Here is a 20,890-nt window from a genome sequence, read left to right on the forward strand (position 1 = left end):
GTACGTGGCTCGGTGCGCTGGCGACAGGCGAGGGCGCCCCGTCACCACCAGGTAGCTACGTCAGTCCTCAGATCTGGGCCGAGAACGGTGCGCAGATATAAACGCAGGCGGCAATCAGGGAGGCGAGGCCGCCACCCCGTCACCAGGGTGGCGGCAACGGGGTCGGGACCGCATGGCAGGCTTGAAAGAAGGTGGGCAGCCCGGGATCAGAGCCTGACGGGCGCCACTGAGTGGCGGTTGATCAGGGTCGGGGTGTAGATGCGGCTCTGCACCGACTCGCCCTCCCCGGCGGCGAGTTGCAACGCCAGCTTGGCCGCCTGGGCCGCCATCAGCTCGATGGGATAGCGCATGGTGGAGAGCTTGGGCCGCAAGTATCTCGCGTAGATGATGTCATCGAACCCCACCACAGAGACCTCTTCCGGCACCTTGAAGCCGTTGTCCGCCAGCACCGAGATGGCCCCCGCCGCCATGGCATCGTTGTAGGCCACCACCGCCGTGATGGGCAGCCCCTTGGCCAGCAGGTTGAGCATGGCGCGCTCACCACCCTCTTCATTGGGCATGCCGCTCTCCACCAGCTCGGGATCGGCGCTCAGTCCCGCCTCCGCCAGCGCATCCTGATAGCCCTGATGGCGCAACAGGGCATCCTCGATGGCGTGATCCGAGCTCAGGAAGGCGATGTGGCGATGACCCAGATCCAGCAGATGGCGGGTCGCAGTCGCCGCCCCCAACCGGTTGTTGAGGGCGATACAACGCCCCCTCAGGCTCGGAATGTCGCGGTTGATCAGCACCATGCCGGGCGCCCGCAGGGCATAGTCGATGAGCTCCTCGTCGTCGAGCGCCTTGCTGTGCACCACCAGCGCCTCGCAACGCTTGCCGATGAGCAGCTCGATCGCTTCCCGCTCCTGCTGGGCACGGTGAAAACCATTACCCATCAGCAGGTGCAGCCCCTGCTCCACCGCCACCGCGGCCACCCCCTTGACCAGGGCACCGAAGAAAGGATCCGCCACGTCGCCCACCACCACGCCCATGGTGTCACAGGTCTGGCTGACCAGAGCCCGGGCGTTGGCATTGGGGGTGTAGCCCAGTTCGGCCATGGCTTTCAGCACCACCTCGCGGGAGGCGGCGCTGGCCTTGGGTGAGTTGTTCATCACCCGTGAAACCGTTGCCACCGAAACGTTGGCCAAACGGGCGACATCCTTGATGGTGCTCATGCTGTTTTCACTTATTTCACGGTTCGATAGATCGCATTATACCGGTCAATGTCCCTGATAACAGTGGAAAAAGTCATATCTCGACATTCATGACGACAAAAAATGGTGTAATCGTTTACACATATTTGTTAAGCGGCTCACAGTTTGCCCGTCTGCCCCTCGGCTAGACTCCTCCTCAGGCTTTTCCTGTGTGAGGAAACAAGGGTGGAGAAGAGGATGAAAGTACTGGTGACCGGCGGTTGTGGCTATATCGGCAGCCACACCTGTCTGGCCCTGCAGGCCGCGGGCATGGAGCCCGTGGTGGTGGACAATCTCTGCAACAGCAAGGCCGGCGTGCTGACCCGTGTCGCCGCCATCAGCGGGCAGGCTCCCCGCTTCTATCAGGGGGACATCCGCGACTCGGTCCTGCTGGATCGCATCTTCACCGAACAGGAGATAGGGGCGGTGATCCACTTCGCCGCCCTCAAGGCGGTCGGGGAGTCGACCCGCATGCCGCTGGACTACTACGACAACAACCTCGGCGGCACCCTGGTGCTGCTGCAGGCGATGAAGCGTGCAGGGGTGCACAACCTGGTCTTCAGCTCGTCGGCCACCGTCTACGGCGACCCGGCCAGTACCCCCATCAAGGAGACGTTCCCGCGCAGCGCCACCAACCCTTACGGCCGATCCAAGCTGATCATCGAGGAGATCCTCGAGGATCTGCAACGGGCTGAACCGCACTGGAGCATGACCCTGCTGCGCTACTTCAACCCGGTCGGGGCCCACGAGTCCGGCACCCTGGGGGAAGATCCCCAGGGCATTCCCAACAACCTCATGCCGTTTTTAACCCAGGTCGCCATCGGCCGCCGCGACAGCCTCTCGGTCTTTGGTAACGATTACCCTACCGTGGACGGCACCGGAGTACGCGACTACATCCACGTGATGGATCTCGCCGAGGGGCACGTCAAGGCGCTCCACCACTGCGCCGGCCGGGGGGGCGTCCACCCCTACAACCTGGGCACGGGCCAGGGCCAGAGCGTGCTGCAGATGGTGGCGGCGTTCGAGGCAGCCTGCGGCCGTCCCCTGCCCTATCGCATCGAGCCCCGGCGCCCCGGCGACATCGCCGAGTGCTGGGCAGATCCGGCCAAGGCCGCACGGGAACTGGACTGGCACGCCAGCCGGGATCTCGCGACCATGTGTGCCGACAGCTGGCGCTGGCAGTCCGCCAACCCCAATGGTTACGAGGAGTAGGCCCAGGCCTGCGCCTCCGGATTTCTTCAACTCATAGACTGGAGTGATGATGTTCAACCCCGTTGATCACCCCCACCGCCGCTTCAACCCGCTGACCGGCCAGTATGTGCTGGTCTCTCCCCACAGGGCCAAGCGCCCCTGGCAAGGCCAGGTCGAAAAAGTCAGCCAGGCGCCGAGCCAGGCCCATGATCCCGACTGCTTCCTCTGCGCGGGCAACAAGCGGGTCACTGGTGACATCAACCCCGAGTATCAGGGCACCTTCGTCTTCACCAACGACTTCGCCGCCCTGATGCAGGACACCCCGCCGAGCGATGCGGCGCCGGATCCCCTGCTCAAGCTGGAGGCTGCCCGCGGCACCAGCCGGGTCATCTGCTTCTCGCCGGATCACGGCAAGACCCTCCCCGAGCTGCCCCTGCCCGCCATCGAGGGGGTGATCACCACCTGGATGGATCAGGTGGCCGAGCTGTCTGCCCAGTGGGAGTGGGTACAGGTCTTTGAAAACAAGGGCGCCGTCATGGGCTGCTCCAACCCTCATCCTCACGGCCAGCTGTGGGGCAGCGACTTCCTGCCCAACGAGATCGCCCGGGAAGAGGAGCACCAGCGCGCCTGGCTGGCCGAGCACGGCCGCCCGCTGCTGGTCGACTATGTGGAGCGGGAGCTGGCGGATCGCTCGCGCATCGTGGTGGAAACGGAACACTGGCTCGCTGTGGTCCCCTTCTGGGCCGCCTGGCCGTTCGAGACCCTGCTGCTGCCCAAGCGCCACGTCCCCTCCCTGCTCGACCTCACTCCCGAGCTGCAGCAGGACCTGGCCATCGCACTCAAGGAGCTCACCAGCCGCTACGACAACCTGTTCGAGTGCAGCTTCCCCTACTCCATGGGCTGGCACTTTGCGCCCCCCCGCTCCGATTGCCCCGAAGCGTGGCAGCTGCATGCCCATTTCTACCCGCCTCTGCTGCGTTCGGCCACGGTGCGCAAGTTCATGGTGGGCTTCGAGATGCTGGCCGAGACCCAGCGCGATCTGACGCCGGAGCAGGCCGCAGAGCGCCTGCGCGCCCTTTCCCCCGTTCATTACAAAGCCAGTGAGGTGACCCCATGACCCCGAGCCAACGCGTCAGCGCCGTCTTTGCCGAGCAGTTTGAGCAGCAACCCGATCTGCTGGTGCGCGCCCCGGGCCGCGTCAACCTCATCGGCGAGCACACCGACTACAACGACGGCTTCGTGCTGCCCTGTGCCATCGACTACGAGACCTGTGTCGCCATCGGCCTGCGGAATGACAACCTGGTGCACGTGATCGCCGCCGACTACGGCAACCAGCGCGACCTGTTCGATCTGGACAAACCCATCACCCATCACCCGGATCAGCGCTGGAGCGATTACATCCGCGGGGTGGTGAAACATCTGCAGGGGCGCGGTTATGCCCTGCGCGGTCTCAACCTGGTGGTCTCCGGCAACGTACCCCAGGGAACCGGGCTCTCCTCCTCCGCTTCCCTGGAGGTGGCCATCGGCCAGGCCTTCAAGGAGGCCCAGGGGCTCGACATCAGCCAGGCGGAGATCGCCCTCAACGGCCAGCAGGCGGAGAACCAGTTCGTCGGCTGCAACTGCGGCATCATGGATCAGATGATCTCCGCGAGCGGCGAGAAGGATCACGCCCTGCTGCTCGACTGCCGCTCCCTCCAGACCCGTCTCATCCCCATGCCCGCGGATCTGGCGGTGCTCATCGTCAACTCCAACGTGCGCCGCGGCCTGGTGGACAGCGAATACAACACCCGTCGCCAGCAGTGCGAGAGCGCCGCCCGCCATTACGGGGTCAAGGCGCTGCGCGACCTGGATCTGGCGACCCTGGAAGCGGGCAAGGCCGGGCTGGACGAGGCCTGCTATCGCCGCGCCCGCCACGTGGTCGGGGAGAACGCCCGCACCCTGGCGGCCGCCGATGCGCTCGCCTCCGGCGATCTGGTGCGCCTCGGCGCCCTGATGGCCGAGTCCCATGCCGCCATGCGGGATGACTTCGAGATCACCGTGCCCGCCATCGACGGCCTGGTGGAGATCATCAAGGCCGAGATCGGCACCGAGGGGGGCGTGCGGATGACTGGCGGCGGCTTCGGTGGCTGTGTGGTCGCCCTGCTGCGCCCCGAGAAGGTGGCCGAGGTGATCGCCGTGGTCGAGGCCCAATACCCGGCCAAATTCGGTCTCAAGGCGGACTGCTACGTCTGTCGCGCCAGCGCCGGGGCAGGCAAGCTATGACCTCCTTCGAACTGGAAAACGAGGAGGGGCTGCGCCTGCGCGGCCTCGACTTCGGGGCCACCCTCACCTCCCTCAGCCTGCCGGTGGCCGGTGTGCGGCGGGAGGTACTGCTGGGCTGCAGCGATGCCGCCTACCCCCACCAGCAGGTGTGGCTGGGGGCCGTGGCTGGGCGTTTCGCCAACCGCATCGGGGGGGCCGAACTGGTGCGAGGGGACGACCGCTGGCCCCTGGACGCGAATCAGGGGGCCAACTGCCTGCACGGCGGGAGCGAGGGCTTTCACCGCCGCCACTGGCAGATCAAGGAGCAGGAGGCGGACAGGGTCAGGCTGGTGCTGATCTCCCGGGCGGGGGATCAGGGCTTTCCCGGCAATCTGAGAGTGACCCTGGAGTACCGTCTGGAGCACCACGATCTGGTGGTCGACTTCAGCGCCAGCACGGATGAGGCGACCCCGGTCAGTCTCACCAGCCACGCCTACTTCAACCTGGACGGGGGCGGCGACATCCGCAGTCACAGCATCAGCCTCAACGCCGACCGCTTTCTGCCCACCGACGAGCAGAGCCTGCCGCTGGCCATCACTCCGGTGGAGGGTCCCTTCGATCTGCGGGCTCCGCGCCTCATCGGCCAGGAGTGGATGAGCCATCCCCAGCAGCGGCTGGCCAAGGGGTATGATCACGCCTTCCTTCTCAACACCGACCCAGCCCCCCATCAGGGCAATGCCCTGCCCGACAGCCCCGATCAGCCCTGGGCGGCCAGGGTGGTCTCGGGGGATGGCAAGCTGGCGATGGTGGTGCACACCAACCAGCCCTCTCTGCAGTTCTACAGCGGCAACTGGCTGGCCGGCACAATGGATCGCAACGGCCAGCCTTATCGGGACTACGACGGTTTCTGCCTGGAGGCGCAGCAGCTGCCCGACAGCCCGAACCGGCCGGCTCTCGGCGATCCCTGGCTGCTGCCGGGGGAACGCTATCGCCACCAGACCCGCTACCGCTTCTTCCCCAGCCCCTGATCCGAACACGCAAGGAGTCGTTATGGATGAACACTACCTCGCCGCGCCCGACCGCTACCAGCGCCAGGCCTATCGACCCGCCGGTCGCCACGGTCTGCGCCTGCCCGGTATCGGTCTCGGGCTCTGGCACAACTTCGGGGAAGGATGCGACCCCGCCACGGCGAAAGCCATGGTGCACCGGGCGTTCGATCTGGGCATCACCCACTTCGACCTCGCCAACAACTACGGGCCGCCGCCAGGCAGTGCCGAGATCACCTTCGGCAAACTGCTCAAGGGCAGCCTGGCGCCGTATCGGGACGAGCTCGTCATCGCCAGCAAGGCGGGCTACGTGATGTGGGACGGCCCCTACGGGGATGGGGGCAGCGCCAAATACCTGTTTGCCAGCCTGCACCAGAGCCTGCGCCGGCTCGGCCTCGACTACGTGGACATCTTCTATCACCACAGACCCGACTCCCGCACCCCGCTGGAGGAAACCTGCCAGGCGCTGGCGCTCATGGTGCGCCAGGGCAAGGCGCTCTATGTCGGCCTCTCCAACTACCCGGCCGAACTGGCGGCGAAGGCCGCGACCCGGCTGGCGGAGCTCGGCACCCCCTGCCTGGTCAACCAGCTCAAATACTCCCTGTTCCAGCGCGACATCGAGGCCGAGACCCTGCCGGTTTGCCGCGAACACGGCATGGGCGTGGTCGCTTTCTCCCCCCTGGCCGGCGGGCTGCTGAGCGATCGCTACCTGGCCGGCATTCCCGCCGATTCGCGCGCCGCCAGCGGCAGCCCCTTCCTCAAGCCCGAACAGCTCACCGAGGACAGGCTCGCCAGGATCCGTGCTCTGCACGAACTGGCGCAGCAGCGGGGACAACCCCTGTCACAGCTCGCGCTGCAGTGGGTGTTGCGCGACCCCGTGGTGAGCTGCGCCCTCATCGGTGCCAGCAACCCGCAGCAGATCGCGAGCGCCGTCGACGCCCTGGCACAGCCGCCCCTGGAGGAGGCCCTGCAGCAGCAGATCCTGTCCGTGCTGGGGTAACGGGATGAGCCGCCGGCCCGAGCCGTCAGTCCGCACAAAAGGTCATGTCAGACAATGACGTGACCATGGCGGCGCCGGCCCCGCGCCCCGGAAAACAGGAGCGCTACCTACCCCGCCCCTCTCCCACAAGAGGGGTCGGCCAGGTTCGCAGACACAGCCCCCAATAATCTCTGGTTGCCCGCGCGATTTTCCGCCATCATTGGCCGCCCCGACCCTGATCGGGGCTGATTTTATCCAGACCCATCAACCAAGAGATCTGCACCATGACCGAATCCTACGCCCTGTTTGTCGCCTTCGTGCTGGGCATAGTGGAAGGCCTGACCGAATTTTTGCCCGTCTCCTCCACCGGCCACATGATCATCGTCGGCCACCTGCTCGGGTTTGAAGGCCCCAAGGCCGCCACCTTCGAGGTGGTGATCCAGCTGGGCTCCATCCTGGCGGTGGTCGTCATGTTCTGGCGCCGCCTGTTTGGCCTCATCGGCATTCATTTCGGCCAGAAGCCGCCGCAGGGCCAGGCCACCCTGACGCTGGTGCACGTCATCCTCGGGATGCTGCCCGCCGTGGTCATCGGGCTGCTGGTCCACAGCTGGATCAAGGCCTATCTGTTTGGCCCGGAGACGGTGATGTATGCCCTGGTGGCCGGCGGCATCCTGCTCATCATCGCCGAGAAGTTCCGCCCTGCGGTGCGCGCCGAGACCCTGGACGACATCAGCTACAAGCAGGCGTTCGGCATCGGCCTGTTCCAGTGCCTGGCGCTCTGGCCCGGCTTCTCCCGCTCCGGCGCCACCATCAGCGGCGGCATGCTGATGGGGATCAGTCGTCATGCGGCGGCCGAGTTCTCCTTCATCATGGCGGTGCCCATGATGATCGCGGCCAGCGGCCTGGACCTCTACAAGAGCCGCGACTTCCTCTCCATGGCCGATTTCCCCATGTTCGCGGTGGGCTTCGTCACTGCCTTCGTGGTGGCCATGATCGCCATCAAGACCTTCCTGGCGCTGATCCGTCGCCTCGACTTCATCCCGTTCGCCATCTACCGCTTCGTGGTGGCCTTCGCCGTCTACCTGGTCTTCGTGGCCTGACAGACTGCGAAACGCACAACAAAAAAGGGACCTCTTGGTCCCTTTTTTCATGATGGCGGGCGCCTCAGTAGAGGCGATGACTGATGCCGTTGAGCAGCCGCGACAGCCCCTTGGTGAACTGCACGGGCGCGTTCTGCACCGTATAGCAGAGGCAACCGTCCGGCGTGTGCGGGCTGTGGGCATGGCTGGCGTCGCGCCAGATGAAGTCCCCCGCCTGATAGCGGGTGTCGCCATCTTCGATGGTGCCCGCCAGCAGCAGGGTCAGCTCATAGCCCTTGTGGGTGTGCTCCGGAATGCGCCCTCCCGCCTCGATGTGCAGCAGGCTGGCGCGAGCCCCCATCTCGTCGAGCGGCAGGCTGTGCTGACGAATGGCGCCGAGGTGGCGCCACCTGGGGTCATGGTGCCTGGCCAGCACCCGTGGCAGGCGGTAGCTCTGGCCCGCCACCCTCAGCTCGGGGGCCGTCTGCCCATGCCGCTCGCGTGTGCTCACAGGGGGAGCGGGTTGCTGCAGTATCCCGGCGAGCATGGCATCGAACCCGGGCGGCAACGCCTCGTCCGGTTCGTCGGGCATCAGGTGCTCCCGGGCCAGCTCCTCTTCGCACTCCTTGACCCGGGCGGCGCAATCGGGGCAGAGCTCGCAATGGGCGGAGACGCCGACGGCCAGCGGCAGGGGCAGCTCGTCGGCGGCAAAGGCGCGCAGCATGAGTGCAGTCGGATGGGTCTTAATCATGGCCTTGCTCCACTTGTTCCTTCAGTTTCTGTAATGCCAGACGGAGGCGGGACTTGATGGTGCCGAGCGGCACGCCGAGCCTGTCTGCCAGCTCCTGCTGGGAGAGCTCCTGCAGATAGAGGCCGCGCACCACCTGCTGCTGCGGTTCCGGCAGGGTGGCCACATAACGGGCCATCTGGCGAGTCAGCACGGCGTCTTCGCCGCCGCTCAGGTGCTCCTCCTCCGCCCTGAACTCCAGCAGGGGCCACAGCTCCTCGGCGCAGAGCTCCTCCTTGCTGGCACGGCGGCGGCGCAGCATGTCGAAGCTCTGGTTGCGCATCACCGTGTAGATCCAGGTGGTCGGCGCCCCCTTGTCGGGGTGGTAGAGGCGTGCCTTCTGCCAAACCAGCAGCATGGTCTCCTGGACCAGCTCCATGGCGTTGGCCTCGCTGCCGAGGTGCCGCAGCCCATAGCCGCGGATGCGCGGGGCGAAGTGGTGAAACAGGGTGGCGAAGGCAGCCTTGTCGCCCTGCTCCGCCACACGGATGAGAAGAGAAGTCAGATCGCCATCTGGGTTATCCATGGGGGGCGATGTCCTGCGTGGAGCCGATTGTGGTTGGCCAGTATATGCCATTGCGCCATCCCTCGCGTGTCGTGGTCTTCACCAATACGCGCGGGAAGGGAAAAGGATCACCCTGACGTGTCAGTGGCTCGCGACCAGCAGGCCACTCAGCAGGGAGAGGGCGGGCTGGTTGTCCTTGGCCGCCACCAGCCACTGCTTCTGCTCCACCGGGATGGGCAGCACCTCCAGCCAGCGCTGGGCCACCCAGCTCGCGTCCTCCCAGTCCGGCGCGGGGTAGAGAGCGGCATACTCGGGGTAGTCGTTGAACACGTCCTGCAGCGCCTTGGCCAGGGAGTGCTGATCGGCCTTGAGCCGGGCGCTCTGCCAGGGGGGCAGGGGTTCCACCTCGCCGACCCGCAGGCCGTCGGATTCCTGCCACAGATCGGTGATCCTGACCCGCTCCACGCCGAGCACGGTAATGCCGAGCAGGCCGTCCGGCAGCAGATCGAAGTCGATGATCCGCACCCGGGTGGCGATGGGATACATGTTGCGCAGCGCATCGGGCTGACGAGGGTCCAGCATGCAGAGCGCAAACTCCCTCTCCCGGGACTCGGCGACCATGCGCTGGTAGCGGGACTCGAAGATGCGCAGCGGCATGATGCCGCCGGGCAGCAGGTGAGCAGAGAGCGGGAACAGCGCCAGTTTCATCGAAATCGTCCTCCATCGGCTTCCTCTAAGGATACGACCGTCGTGCGAGGCGGGATCATTCAGATCGAATCGGTCTAAATAACCTCTTAACAATCAGGGGAAAATAGCCTGGACAAGCCGCTTCGATATGCAGTAGAAATGGATAACCACCACTTATCCAAATCAATATCCTGCAATGTGGTGGAAAATGCAGTGAAATATCCGCCACACCCATGGGTGCGGGCCGTTCCTATAGTTTTCTCGGCCCGATGCGGGTAAAATTCACGCCCTTATCCAGTCTGTCATTTTTCGACGCGCAACCTCGGTGGTCAGTTATGAAAGAGCATATTCATCATCTACTTGAACAAACGGTAGCCAATCTCAAGTCAGCGGGCATCCTGCCGGCGGACCTGGAAGCCCGGGTGCAAGTAGACCGATGCAAGGAAAAGGCTCACGGTGACCTGGCCACCAACCTGGCCATGCTGCTGGCCAAACCGGCCCGCAAGAATCCCCGCGAGCTGGCCGCCGCCATCATCGAGCACCTGCCCGCCTCCGATCTGATCGCCAAGGTCGAGATCGCCGGCCCCGGCTTCATCAACTTCTTCTTCGACCCCAGCTGGCTGGCCGGTCAGGTCGAGGCCATGGTGACCTCCGCCAACGCCAACGTGAAACTGCCGACCGCCCAGACAGTGGTGGTGGACTACTCCGCCCCGAACGTGGCCAAGGAGATGGCGGTGCACCACATCCGCTCCACCGTCCTCGGTGACGTGGCCGCCCGCGCCCTGGAGTTCCTCGGCCACAAGGTGATCCGCGCCAACCACATCGGCGACTGGGGCACCCAGTTCGGCATGCTGATCGCCTATCTGGAGAAGATGGCCAACGAGCACGCCTCCGACATGGAGCTGCGCGATCTGGAAGCCTTCTACACCCAGGCCAAGCGCCACTACGACGAAGACGAAGCCTTCGCCGAGCGCGCGCGCAACTACGTGGTCAAGCTGCAGGGCGGTGACGAGTACTGCCGCGCCATGTGGAAGAAGCTGGTCGACATGACCATGGAACAGAACCAGCGCAACTACGACCGCCTGAATGTCTCCCTGACCAACAAGGACATCATGGGCGAGTCCATGTACAACGACATGCTGCCCCAGATCGTGGCCGACCTGAAGGTCAAGGGCCTCGCGGTCGAGAGCGAAGGCGCCACCGTGGTGTTCCTGGACGAGTTCAAGAACAAGGATGGCGAGCCCATGGGCGTCATCATCCAGAAGAGCGACGGCGGCTTCCTCTACACCACTACCGACATCGCCTGTGCCAAGTACCGCTATGAAACCCTGGGCGCCGACCGTGTCATGTACTTCATCGACTCCCGTCAGCACCAGCACCTGATGCAGGCCTGGACCATCACCCGCAAGGCGGGCTATGTGCCGGAATCCGTGCCCCTCGAGCACCACGCCTTCGGCATGATGCTGGGCAAGGATGGCCGTCCCTACAAGACCCGCTCCGGCGGCACCGTCAAGCTGGTCGACCTGCTGAACGAGGCGGAAGAGCGCGCCGCCGCCCTGCTGGAGAGCCGCAACAGCGACCTTTCCGCCGAGGAGAAGGCCCAGGTGGTTCATGCCATCGCCATGGGTGCGGTCAAGTACGCGGATCTCTCCAAGAACCGCACCACGGACTACATCTTCGACTGGGATCTGATGCTGTCGTTCGAGGGCAACACCGCGCCCTATCTGCAGTACGCCTACACCCGCATCCAGTCCATCTTCCGCAAGGCCGGCGTCGATGCCGATACCCTGAGCGGCAAGGTGATCCTGGCCGAAGAGGCGGAAGAGACCCTGGCCCAGAAACTGATCCAGTTCTCCGACGCGGTCAATGGCGTGGCGGACAAGGGGATGCCGCACCTTCTGTGCACATATCTCTATGAATTGTCTGGCAACTTTATGACCTTCTACGAAGCCTGCCCGATCAACAAGGATGGCGTCGACGAGGCCACTCGCCAGAGCCGTCTGCTGCTGTGTGCGGCCACCGCCAAGGTGCTCAAGCTGGGCCTGGGCGTGCTGGGCATCCACACCCTGGAGCGCATGTAATAGATGGCGACCCGGGATTACGTCGGCAACAGCCCGCGACGCCGGGCGGGTGGCCGTAACATCAAGAAAGCGGCCCCTCGCCGCTTTCCTGTTATCCCGGCACTGCTGGCCGGGGCCCTGGTGGTCGGCTTCGGCGCCTTCCTCTACCTCATCAACGGCAAGGGGGCCGACGCCCCCACCATCGAGGAACAGGTAAAGGCGAACAAGCCCAAGGCGCAGGGCAATGGCCTGCCCCAGGAGAAGTGGAGCTACATCGAGCGGCTGGAGAACAAGCAGGTGGACGTCATCGAGCCGCCGCCCCAGCCGGGCGTGCTGCCGCCACCGCCCGCGCCGACCGTCACCCTGCAGCCGGAGACACTGCCGCAGCCGGTGCCGACCGACATTCCCCAACCGGGCACCCCCATCGGCCAGACGAAGCCCTATCAGCCGCAGCCGGTGCAGCCGACCAAGCCGGCCACCGCCGCCCCGGTCGCCAGCGCCCGGGAGCAGGTGATCGACCAGAAGGCCGAACGTGAACGGATGGAGCGGGAGATCCGCGCCGAGCTGGAACGGGAACGGGCCGAGGCCGCCAGGGCCCAGGCAGCGACCCAGTCTGCACAGACGGCAGCTGCCGACGGCGGCCGCTACATGATGCAGTGCGCCGCCCTGCGCTCCCAGGACTCCGCGGAGTCGCTCAAGGCGCGCATCGCCTTTACCGCCGGACTCTCCTCCAGCCTGCAGGTGATCAACGGCGCCAACGGCACCGTCTACAAGGTGATGGTGGGCCCCTTCAACGGCAAGGCGGCGGCCGACGCGGCCAACCGCAAGCTGCAGGGCTCCGGCATCAGTGGCTGCATCCCCAGGAAGGGGTGATCGCTGCGTCCATGCACAGGGCCGGGTGGCAACACCCGGCCCTGTTTCTTTCGACGCCCTCCTGGCGCCCATCTCCCCCTCCCCGCCATCCGCACAATAAACAGGCTTGAAAAGCCGGTGCGCCATCCCCATCTTTGTTGCCATGCACAGTCAGGCCGTCATTCGGCTCAAGCGAGGTAAATGAAGTGACTACCATAGTTTCAGTTCGCCGCAACGGTCAGGTCGTCATCGGTGGCGATGGCCAGGTTTCCCTTGGCAACACCGTCATGAAGGGCAATGCCCGCAAGGTTCATCGCCTCTACAACGGCAAGGTGCTGGCAGGTTTCGCCGGCGGCACCGCCGATGCCTTCACCCTGCTCGAGCGCTTCGAAGCCAAGCTGCAGGCCCACCAGGGCAACCTGGAGCGCGCCGCCGTGGCGCTGGCCAAGGACTGGCGCACCGATCGCGCCCTGCGCCGCCTTGAGGCCCTGCTGGCGGTCGCCGACGAGCACAAATCCTTCATCATCACCGGCAACGGTGACGTGGTGCAGCCGGAGCACGATCTCATCGCCATCGGCAGCGGCGGCAACTTCGCCCAGTCCGCCGCCATCGCCCTGCTGGAGAACACAGATCTGGATGCCAAGAGCATCGTCGAGAAGGCCCTCAAGATTGCGGGCGACATCTGCGTCTTCACCAACCAGCACCACACCGTCGAAGTGCTGGACTACAGCGCCAAGTAAGCGCCCCCCAATCTCCAGGGGCGGCCACGCCGCCCCCGACACAGGAATCCCATCATGTCCGAGATGACCCCGAGAGAAATCGTCCACGAGCTGGACCGGCACATCATTGGTCAGGCCGATGCCAAGCGCGCGGTGGCCGTGGCCCTGCGCAACCGCTGGCGCCGCATGCAGCTCAATGAAGAGATGCGCCACGAGGTGACCCCGAAGAATATCCTGATGATAGGCCCGACCGGCGTGGGCAAGACAGAGATCGCCCGCCGCCTGGCCAAGCTGGCCAATGCCCCCTTCATCAAGGTCGAAGCGACCAAGTTCACCGAAGTGGGCTACGTGGGCAAGGAAGTGGACAGCATCATCCGCGATCTGACCGATGTCGCCATCAAGCTGGTGCGCGAGACCGAGATGGAGAAGATGAAATACCGCGCCGAGGAAGCTGCCGAAGAGCGCATCCTCGACGCCCTGCTGCCGAACCCGCGCAACAGCTGGGGCGAGGAGGAGAAGGCCGACAACTCCAACACCCGCCAGATCTTCCGCAAGAAGCTGCGCGAAGGTCAGCTGGATGACAAGGAGATCGAGCTGGACCTGGCCGCTTCCCCGATGGGCGTCGAGATCATGACCCCGCCGGGCATGGAAGAGATGGCCAACCAGCTGCAGGGGCTGTTCCAGAACCTGGGCCAGAACCAGAAGAAGAAGCGCAAGGTCAAGGTCAAAGAGGCCATGAAGGCGCTGATCGAAGAAGAAGCGGCTCGCCTGGTCAACCCGGAAGAGCTGAAGCAGAAAGCCATCGCCTCCGTCGAGAACAACGGCATCGTCTTCCTCGACGAGATCGACAAGATCTGCAAGCGCGGCGAGAGCTCGGGCCCGGATGTCTCCCGCGAGGGGGTCCAGCGCGACTTGCTGCCGCTGGTCGAGGGCTGCACCGTCAACACCAAGCACGGCATGGTCAAGACCGACCATATCCTGTTCGTCGCCTCCGGCGCCTTCCAGATCGCCAAGCCGTCCGATCTCATCCCCGAGCTGCAGGGCCGTCTGCCGATCCGGGTCGAGCTGACCGCGCTGACCACCGAAGATTTCGAACGCATCCTGACCGAGCCGAACGCCTCACTGACCGATCAGTACCAGGCGCTGATGGCCACCGAAGGGGTCAAGATAGAGTTCACCAAGGATGGCATCCGCCGTCTGGCCGAGGCCGCCTGGCAGGTCAACGAGCGCACCGAGAATATCGGTGCCCGCCGTCTGCACACCGTGATGGAGCGCCTGATGGAAGACATCTCCTACGACGCCTCCGAGAAATCCGGTGAAACCTTCGTCATCGACACCGCCTACGTCAACGCCCACCTCGGCAAGCTGATTGAAGACGAGGATCTGAGCCGCTTTATTCTGTAAGGCCCGCTCCTCACGTTATCCAAACGCCTCCCTTTGTGGAGGCGTTTTTATTTTCTTTCTCTCTCCCTCCCTGCTCAAAAAAGTGCTTCCTTCATTATCGGACTTGATTTATACATACGTATAACTTCGTGTATTATTTGCACACCATGGGGATAACACAGTGCACCCGACCCGGCAAAAACTGCTCGATACCGGCCTCGCCATCGCCACCGACAAGGGGCTGCGCGGCCTCACGGTGCGCGAGCTGGCGGCCGCCGCCGGGGTAAACCTCGGCTCCTTCGTCTACCACTTTGGCAATCGCGACGCCTTCATCGACGAGCTGGTGGAGCTCTGGTACGCCCCCCTCTTTGATGAGCTCAAGGCGGTGGCCGCCCGCGGCGCCTACCCCGATGCCCTCACCCAGTTCGAGGCCACCATGCAGGCGCTGATCGCCCTGGTGGGGCGCCAGCGCGGCTTCATCAACCACCTGTTCGGCGATGCCCTGGCAGGGGAAGGCGCCGCCCAGCGCTTCCTGCTCAGCCTGCCGCGCCGCCACCCCCTGCTGCTGCTCGAGCAGGTACAGCGTGCCCAGGCCGAAGGTTCGCTGGTGGCGGGCAACCCGGTGCAGCTGATGATCTTCATCATGGGGGCGGTCGGCCTGCCCCTGGTGATCGCCGGTGGCGGGCGCCAGCTCGGCTGGTTGCCCGAGCAGGCTGCCCCCTTCCTCGCCCAAATCGACAACCCCGAGGCCGCCCAGCAGCGGCTGGTCTGGGCCCTGCGCGGCCTGCGCCGTCCCCAAGGAGAACCCCTATGAAGCAACGCATCGCACTCCTGGCCGTGCTGCTGACCCTGCTCAGTGGCAACCTCGGGTGGCAAGGAGATCGGGTATGAAACAACGTATTGCACTCCTGGCCGTGCTGCTGGCCCCGCTCAGTGGCTACCTCGGGTGGCAGGGCCGCCCCGAAGGAGATCGAGTATGAAGCAACGCATCGTACTGCTGGTCGTGCTGCTGACCCTGATCGGAGGCTATCTCTGGTGGCAGGGGCGGCCCGCCGACGGCTCCGTCCTCTACGGCAACGTCGACATCCGCGACGTGAACCTGGCGTTTCGGGTCGGCGGCCGGGTCAGCGAGGTGCTGGTGGACGAGGGGGACGCGGTGCAGGCCGGCCAGTTGCTGGCTCGTCTCGACCCGGCGCCGCTGATCCATAGCCGCGACAGCGCACGGGCCAACCTGGCCGCGCTCACCGCCGCCAACGCCTTGATGCACAAGGGGTATCGCAGCGAGGAGACGGACCGCGCCCGGGCGTCCCTCAGTGCCGCCGAGGCCGCGGCTCTCGAGGCCGACAAGCAGTGGCGCCGCCAGCGCGCCCTGGCCGCCACCGGCGCCGTCTCCCGCGGCCAGCTCGACACCGCCCGCTCCCAGCGGGATCAAACCCGGGCCCAGGTACGCGCCGCCCGCGAGCAGCTGGCCCAGCTCGAGACCGGCTACCGCCCCGAGGAGATCGCCCAGTCCGATGCCCAGCTGGAAGGGGCCAAGGCGGCGCTTGCCAGCGCCGAGCTGGCCCTGGCGGACGCGGCCCTGACCGCCCCGAGCGACGGCATCATCCTCACCCGCGCCGTCGAGACGGGCAGCATGGTGCAGGCCGGCGCCACCGCCTTCAACCTGTCACTCACCACCCCGGTCTGGGTGCGCGCCTACGTCGAGGAGCCCTGGCTCGGCCACTTCCCGAGCGGCGCCAGGGTGCAGCTCACCACCGACTCACGGCCGGACAAGCCCTATCAGGGGGTGGTGGGCTTCGTGTCGCCCAGCGCCGAGTTCACACCCAAATCGGTAGAGACGCCGGACCTTCGCACCCATCTGGTCTACCGGCTGCGCATCGTGGTGCAGGATCCGGACCCGGCCCTGCGCCAGGGGATGCCGGTCACCGTCAGGCTGGCCCCATGATCGCCGCCATCCGGCTCGACGGGCTGACCAAGCGCTTTGGCGAGCGGGTGGCGCTGGATGCCATCTCGGCCACCATACCGGGCGGCGGCATCACGGGCCTGGTGGGGCCGGACGGGGCGGGCAAGAGCACCCTGCTGCGCCTGCTCGCAGGCCTGCTGGTGCCGGAGGCCGGGCAGAGCCGGGTGCTCGGGCTCGATCCGGTGCAGGAGGGCGATGCCTTGCGCCAGCGCCTCGGCTACATGCCCCAGCAGTTCGGCCTGTATGAAGATCTCAGCGTGCTGGAGAACCTCACCCTCTACGCCGACTTGCGCGGCGTGGTGGAGCCCGAGCGCAGCCCGACGTTTGCCAGGCTGCTCGCCTTCACCGATCTCGCCCGCTTCACCGCCCGCCCGGCGGGCAAGCTGTCGGGGGGGATGAAGCAGAAACTCGGGCTCGCCTGCGCCCTGCTCGGCCAGCCCGAGGTGCTGCTGCTGGACGAACCCGGGGTCGGGGTCGACCCCATCAGCCGCCGCGCCCTGTGGAAGATGGTGCGCGAGCTCGCCCAGGGGGGCATGACGGTGCTCTGGAGCACCGCCTATCTCGATGAGGCGGAGCTGTGCGATCACGTGCTGCTGATGGCAGAGGGCGCGGTGCGCACCAGCGGCACCCCGGCGGATCTGATGGGGGCCATGGCGAGCCGCTGCTGGCTGCTGGAGGCGGGCAACCTGGACGGGCGGGCCCGGCGCGCCCTGCTGCGCCGGGCCCTGGCCCACCCGGCGGTGATGGACGGCGCCGTGGCCGGGGAGCGGGTGCGCCTGCTTCTGCGCCCCGATGCAGCACCGCCTCCCCTCGGCGAGCTGGGGCTCTCCGAGGGAGCCTTCGCACCGACCCCGGCCCGGCTGGAGGATGCCTTCATCGATCTGCTCGGCGGCGGGCCGGGCGGGGAGTCGAGCCTGGCCGCCACCATGGCCGAGGCCGAGCTGCCGCCGGGGGTCTCCCCCGAGGCGGTGATCGAGGCGCGCCACCTCACCAAACGCTTCGGGGACTTTGCCGCCACCGACGACGTCAGCTTTGCGGTGCGCCGGGGCGAGATCTTCGGCCTGCTCGGCCCCAACGGGGCGGGCAAGTCCACCACCTTCAAGATGGAGTGCGGCCTGCTGCGCCCAAGCGGCGGCCAGGCCCTGGTGACCGGCATCGATCTCGCCCACAGCCCGTCGGCGGCGCGCCAGCACCTCGGCTACATGGCCCAGAAGTTTTCCCTCTACAAGCAGCTCACCGTGGCCCAGAACCTGTCGTTCTTCGCCGGCATCTACGGCCTGTTCGGCCGCGCCCAGCAGGCGCGCATCGACGCCATGGTGGAGGCCTTCGCCCTCGGCCCCTGGCTCGGCCAGCAGGCCGAGGCCCTGCCGCTTGGGCTGCGCCAGCGCCTCTCGCTCGCCTGCGCCCTGCTGCACGCGCCGCCGTTGCTGTTTCTCGACGAACCCACATCTGGGGTCGATCCGGTCACCCGGCGCGAGTTCTGGTCCCACATCAACGCCCTGGCCGATCACGGGGTGACCGTGCTGGTCACCACCCACTTCATGGACGAGGCGGAGTATTGCGACCGCATCGCCCTCATCTACCGCGGCAAGCTGCTGGCCCTCGGCACCCCGGACGAGCTCAAGGGACAGGCGGCGCAGGCCATGCCCGTCAATTCGTCACACACCATGGCCTTACCCACCACCTCTTTGCCCACCATGGAAGAGGCCTTTATCACCCTGGTCGAGCGGGCCAGCGAGGAGGACGCATAAGCATCAGCCGCCGCCGTCTGCTGGCCCTGTGCCGCAAGGAGTCGCTGCAGATCGTGCGCGACCCGAGCAGCATACTGGTCGCCTTCATCATGCCGGTGGTGCTGCTGGTGGTGATGGGCTACGCCATCAACCTGGACGTGGACCACCTGCGCCTCGGGGTGTGGCGTGCCGACGGCGGGGCGCCGGCGATCCGCTTCGAGCAGGCCCTGCGCGGCTCGACCGCGCTGGAGGTGCACGGGGACGCGAGCAAGGAGGCGCTGCTCGGGAGCCTGGCGCGCGGCGAGATCCGGGGGTTGCTGGTGATCGACGAGGGCTTCTCCCGCGCCCTGGCGGGCCAGGGGGGCAGCGCGCCGCGCATCGCCCTGCTCACCGACGGCTCCGAGCCCAATACGGCTAACTTCGTCACCAACTATGTGCAGGGGATCTGGCAGGGCTGGCTTCTCACTGAGGGCAAGCCCCGGAGCCAGCCGGTGGAGCTGCGCACCCGCGCCTGGTTCAACCCGGCGCTGGTGAGCCGCAACTTCCTGGTGCCGGGCTCCATTGCCGTCGTGATGACCATCATCGGCGCCCTGCTCACCTCCCTGGTGGTGGCCCGGGAGTGGGAGCGCGGCACCATGGAGGCCCTGCTCGCCACCCCGGTGACCAAGGCCGAGCTGCTGCTCTCCAAGCTCATCCCCTACTACGGGCTCGGCATCGCCGCCATGTTCATCTGCCTGCTCTTCTCGGTGGTGGTGATGGGGGTGCCCTGGCGCGGCTCCCTGGCCGTCCTGTTCCTGGTCACCAGCCTGTTTCTCGGCAGCGCCCTGGGGCTCGGGCTGTTTCTCTCCACCGTGATGCGCAGCCAGTTCAACGCCGCCCAGGCGGCCCTGACGGCGGCCTTCCTGCCGGCCATGATGCTCTCGGGCTTCGTGTTCGAGATTGCCAGCATGCCGCCGTTGCTGCGTGCCATCACCCACCTCATTCCGGCCCGCTACTTCGCGAGCTCCCTGCAGACCCTCTATCAGGCGGGCAACGTGCTCTCGATCCTGCTGGTCAACGCCCTCTGTCTGTTGCTGCTGGCCGCGTTCTGGCTGGCCCTCACCGCCCGCAAGACGCGGCGAACCCTGGAGTAACCATGCTGACTCGACTCTGGTGGCTGGTGCGAAAAGAGCTCTCCATCCTGCTGGGCAACACCCAGGGGCGCTTCCTGCTGATCATGCCGGTGCTGCTGCAGACCGCCCTGTTCCCGTTCGCCGCCACCCTGGAGGTGACCGGCAACACCCTGGCCGTCTACAACCAGGATGGGGGCGCCGAGAGCCGCGAGCTGCTGGAGCGCCTGACCCATATGCCCGCCTTCACGACCGTGCAACCGGTGGCGGGCGATCCCGGGGTGACGGCGGCGATCACAGAGCAGCAGGCCCTGCTGGCGCTGATCATCCCCGCCGATTTCTCGCGTCGGCTGGCCCGGGGAGAGCGCGCGCCGCTGCAGCTCATCGTCGACGGGCGCCGCTCCAACGGCGGCCAGGTGGCGGCGGACTACATCAACCAGGTGATCGCCCGCTGGCAGAGCGAGGGGCGCGGCGCCCCCGAGCTGCTGGTGCGCCACCTCTACAACCCCAACATCGAGTTTCGCTGGCACGTGCTCCCCTCTCTGGTGGCCATCATCACCACCATCGGCTGCCTCATCGTCACCGCCCTGTCGGTGGCGCGCGAACGGGAAGAGGGTACCTTCGACCAGCTGCTGGTCTCCCCCCTCACCCCGGGCTGGATCATGGCGGGCAAGGCGGTGCCCGGCATCCTGGTAGCGGTGGGGCAGGGCACAATCGTCGCGCTGGCGGCCAGCTTCGTCTACGCGGTGCCGTTTTCCGGCAGCCTGACCCTGCTGCTGGCCGGCATGATCTGCTACGGTCTGGCGCTGGCCGGCATCGGGCTCTTCATCTCGTCCCTCTGTTCGACCCAACAGCAGGCGTTTCTCGGGGTCTTCTGCTTCATGGTGCCGGCGGTGATCCTCTCGGGCTACGTCTCGCCGGTGGAGAACATGCCGCAAGTGTTCCAGTGGCTGGCCGCCATCGACCCCCTGACCCACTTCATCGTGCTGCTCAAGGGAGTCTTCCTGAAGGGGCTCGGCTGGTCGGCGGCCTGGCCCCTGCTCTGGCCCCTCATCGCCATCGGTGGCATCAGCCTCTCCCTCGCCCTCGCCCTGTTCCGCCGCCACATCGCCTGACGGTGTCGATGCTCCACCAGGAGACTCGATGCAGAGTCTCCTGGTTCATGACGGCAATTTTCATCTTTTCCGTCAGGCAGATAAGGCCTCGCCTCCTCACCTTTCCCCCTTCCCTGACTGCCCTGATAGGGCTCCTGAATGAGCCTTCAATATACCCATTTATGTATATGCTTGAATTTTCGAACATTACCCCTGAAGAGATATATAAACAGACA

Annotated in this window: 19 protein-coding genes; 15 read left to right on the forward strand and 4 right to left on the reverse strand. The window is 66.1% G+C overall.

Features of this window, described 5'->3' with window-relative positions; genetic code table 11:
• Window positions 1-206 precede the first annotated feature (206 nt).
• Complete coding sequence (locus BN1136_RS10560) at window positions 207-1,211, reverse strand: substrate-binding domain-containing protein (protein WP_043764033.1); 1,005 nt, start codon at window positions 1,209-1,211, stop codon at window positions 207-209.
• 216 nt (window positions 1,212-1,427) lie between these two features.
• Between BN1136_RS10560 and galE the strand changes: the two genes are divergently transcribed.
• The 6 genes from galE (at window position 1,428) to bacA (ending at window position 7,786) form a co-directional block, all read left to right on the forward strand.
• Window positions 1,428-2,441 (forward strand): UDP-glucose 4-epimerase GalE, encoded by a 1,014-nt coding sequence (gene galE / locus BN1136_RS10565; RefSeq protein ID WP_043764034.1) that lies wholly within the window; start codon window positions 1,428-1,430, stop codon window positions 2,439-2,441.
• Window positions 2,442-2,490: 49 nt separating this feature from the next.
• A complete protein-coding gene (locus tag BN1136_RS10570; protein WP_043764035.1) occupies window positions 2,491-3,537 on the forward strand; it encodes a UDP-glucose--hexose-1-phosphate uridylyltransferase in 1,047 nt (348 codons plus the stop codon).
• Window positions 3,534-4,682, forward strand: coding sequence for a galactokinase (gene galK / locus BN1136_RS10575; RefSeq protein ID WP_043764036.1), 1,149 nt, complete (start codon window positions 3,534-3,536; stop codon window positions 4,680-4,682). The genes BN1136_RS10570 and galK overlap by 4 nt, the downstream gene beginning before the upstream one ends.
• The gene (locus tag BN1136_RS10580; RefSeq protein WP_043764037.1) at window positions 4,679-5,689 is read left to right on the forward strand and encodes a galactose-1-epimerase; all 1,011 of its coding nucleotides are present in this window, start codon (window positions 4,679-4,681) and stop codon (window positions 5,687-5,689) included. Before galK ends, BN1136_RS10580 begins: the two co-directional genes overlap by 4 nt.
• Window positions 5,690-5,711: 22 nt before the next feature.
• Complete coding sequence (locus BN1136_RS10585) at window positions 5,712-6,707, forward strand: aldo/keto reductase (protein WP_043764038.1); 996 nt, start codon at window positions 5,712-5,714, stop codon at window positions 6,705-6,707.
• A gap of 263 nt (window positions 6,708-6,970) precedes the next feature.
• Complete coding sequence (gene bacA / locus BN1136_RS10590; RefSeq protein ID WP_043764039.1) at window positions 6,971-7,786, forward strand: undecaprenyl-diphosphate phosphatase; 816 nt, start codon at window positions 6,971-6,973, stop codon at window positions 7,784-7,786.
• A 64-nt stretch (window positions 7,787-7,850) separates the two neighbouring features.
• Here bacA and BN1136_RS10595 read toward each other — a convergent pair whose 3' ends face one another.
• The 3 genes from BN1136_RS10595 to BN1136_RS10605 all read right to left on the reverse strand — a co-directional run bounded on the left by BN1136_RS10595 (window position 7,851) and on the right by BN1136_RS10605 (window position 9,765).
• Window positions 7,851-8,516, reverse strand: a complete 666-nt coding sequence (locus BN1136_RS10595; RefSeq protein WP_043764040.1) for a ChrR family anti-sigma-E factor — start codon at window positions 8,514-8,516, stop codon at window positions 7,851-7,853.
• Window positions 8,509-9,078 carry a sigma-70 family RNA polymerase sigma factor gene (locus BN1136_RS10600; RefSeq protein ID WP_043764041.1) on the reverse strand — a complete coding sequence of 190 codons (570 nt, stop codon included), beginning with the start codon at window positions 9,076-9,078 and terminating at the stop codon, window positions 8,509-8,511. The genes BN1136_RS10595 and BN1136_RS10600 overlap by 8 nt, the downstream gene beginning before the upstream one ends.
• Before the next feature lie 120 nt (window positions 9,079-9,198).
• A complete protein-coding gene (locus BN1136_RS10605; RefSeq protein WP_043764042.1) occupies window positions 9,199-9,765 on the reverse strand; it encodes an LON peptidase substrate-binding domain-containing protein in 567 nt (188 codons plus the stop codon).
• 314 nt (window positions 9,766-10,079) lie between these two features.
• Between BN1136_RS10605 and argS the strand changes: the two genes are divergently transcribed.
• The 9 genes from argS to BN1136_RS10650 all read left to right on the forward strand — a co-directional run bounded on the left by argS (window position 10,080) and on the right by BN1136_RS10650 (window position 20,675).
• Complete coding sequence (gene argS / locus BN1136_RS10610; protein ID WP_043764043.1) at window positions 10,080-11,825, forward strand: arginine--tRNA ligase; 1,746 nt, start codon at window positions 10,080-10,082, stop codon at window positions 11,823-11,825.
• A gap of 3 nt (window positions 11,826-11,828) precedes the next feature.
• Complete coding sequence (locus BN1136_RS10615) at window positions 11,829-12,677, forward strand: SPOR domain-containing protein (protein ID WP_043764044.1); 849 nt, start codon at window positions 11,829-11,831, stop codon at window positions 12,675-12,677.
• Window positions 12,678-12,862: 185 nt separating this feature from the next.
• Window positions 12,863-13,396 carry an ATP-dependent protease subunit HslV gene (hslV, locus tag BN1136_RS10620; RefSeq protein WP_042078734.1) on the forward strand — a complete coding sequence of 178 codons (534 nt, stop codon included), beginning with the start codon at window positions 12,863-12,865 and terminating at the stop codon, window positions 13,394-13,396.
• A gap of 54 nt (window positions 13,397-13,450) precedes the next feature.
• A complete protein-coding gene (gene hslU, locus BN1136_RS10625; protein ID WP_043764045.1) occupies window positions 13,451-14,779 on the forward strand; it encodes an HslU--HslV peptidase ATPase subunit in 1,329 nt (442 codons plus the stop codon).
• A gap of 160 nt (window positions 14,780-14,939) precedes the next feature.
• On the forward strand, window positions 14,940-15,572 hold the full coding sequence (locus BN1136_RS10630) for a TetR/AcrR family transcriptional regulator (RefSeq protein WP_043764046.1): 633 nt from the start codon (window positions 14,940-14,942) through the stop codon (window positions 15,570-15,572).
• 162 nt (window positions 15,573-15,734) lie between these two features.
• A complete protein-coding gene (hlyD, locus tag BN1136_RS10635) occupies window positions 15,735-16,703 on the forward strand; it encodes a secretion protein HlyD (RefSeq protein ID WP_043764047.1) in 969 nt (322 codons plus the stop codon).
• Complete coding sequence (locus BN1136_RS10640; protein ID WP_043764048.1) at window positions 16,700-18,472, forward strand: ATP-binding cassette domain-containing protein; 1,773 nt, start codon at window positions 16,700-16,702, stop codon at window positions 18,470-18,472. Before hlyD ends, BN1136_RS10640 begins: the two co-directional genes overlap by 4 nt.
• Window positions 18,473-18,498: 26 nt before the next feature.
• Complete coding sequence (locus tag BN1136_RS10645) at window positions 18,499-19,584, forward strand: ABC transporter permease (RefSeq protein WP_369440779.1); 1,086 nt, start codon at window positions 18,499-18,501, stop codon at window positions 19,582-19,584.
• A gap of 2 nt (window positions 19,585-19,586) precedes the next feature.
• Window positions 19,587-20,675 (forward strand): ABC transporter permease, encoded by a 1,089-nt coding sequence (locus tag BN1136_RS10650; protein WP_043764049.1) that lies wholly within the window; start codon window positions 19,587-19,589, stop codon window positions 20,673-20,675.
• The last annotated feature ends 215 nt before the right edge of the window (window positions 20,676-20,890 follow it).

It is taken from the genome of Aeromonas taiwanensis (genome assembly GCF_000820165.1).
GTDB lineage: Bacteria > Pseudomonadota > Gammaproteobacteria > Enterobacterales > Aeromonadaceae > Aeromonas > Aeromonas taiwanensis.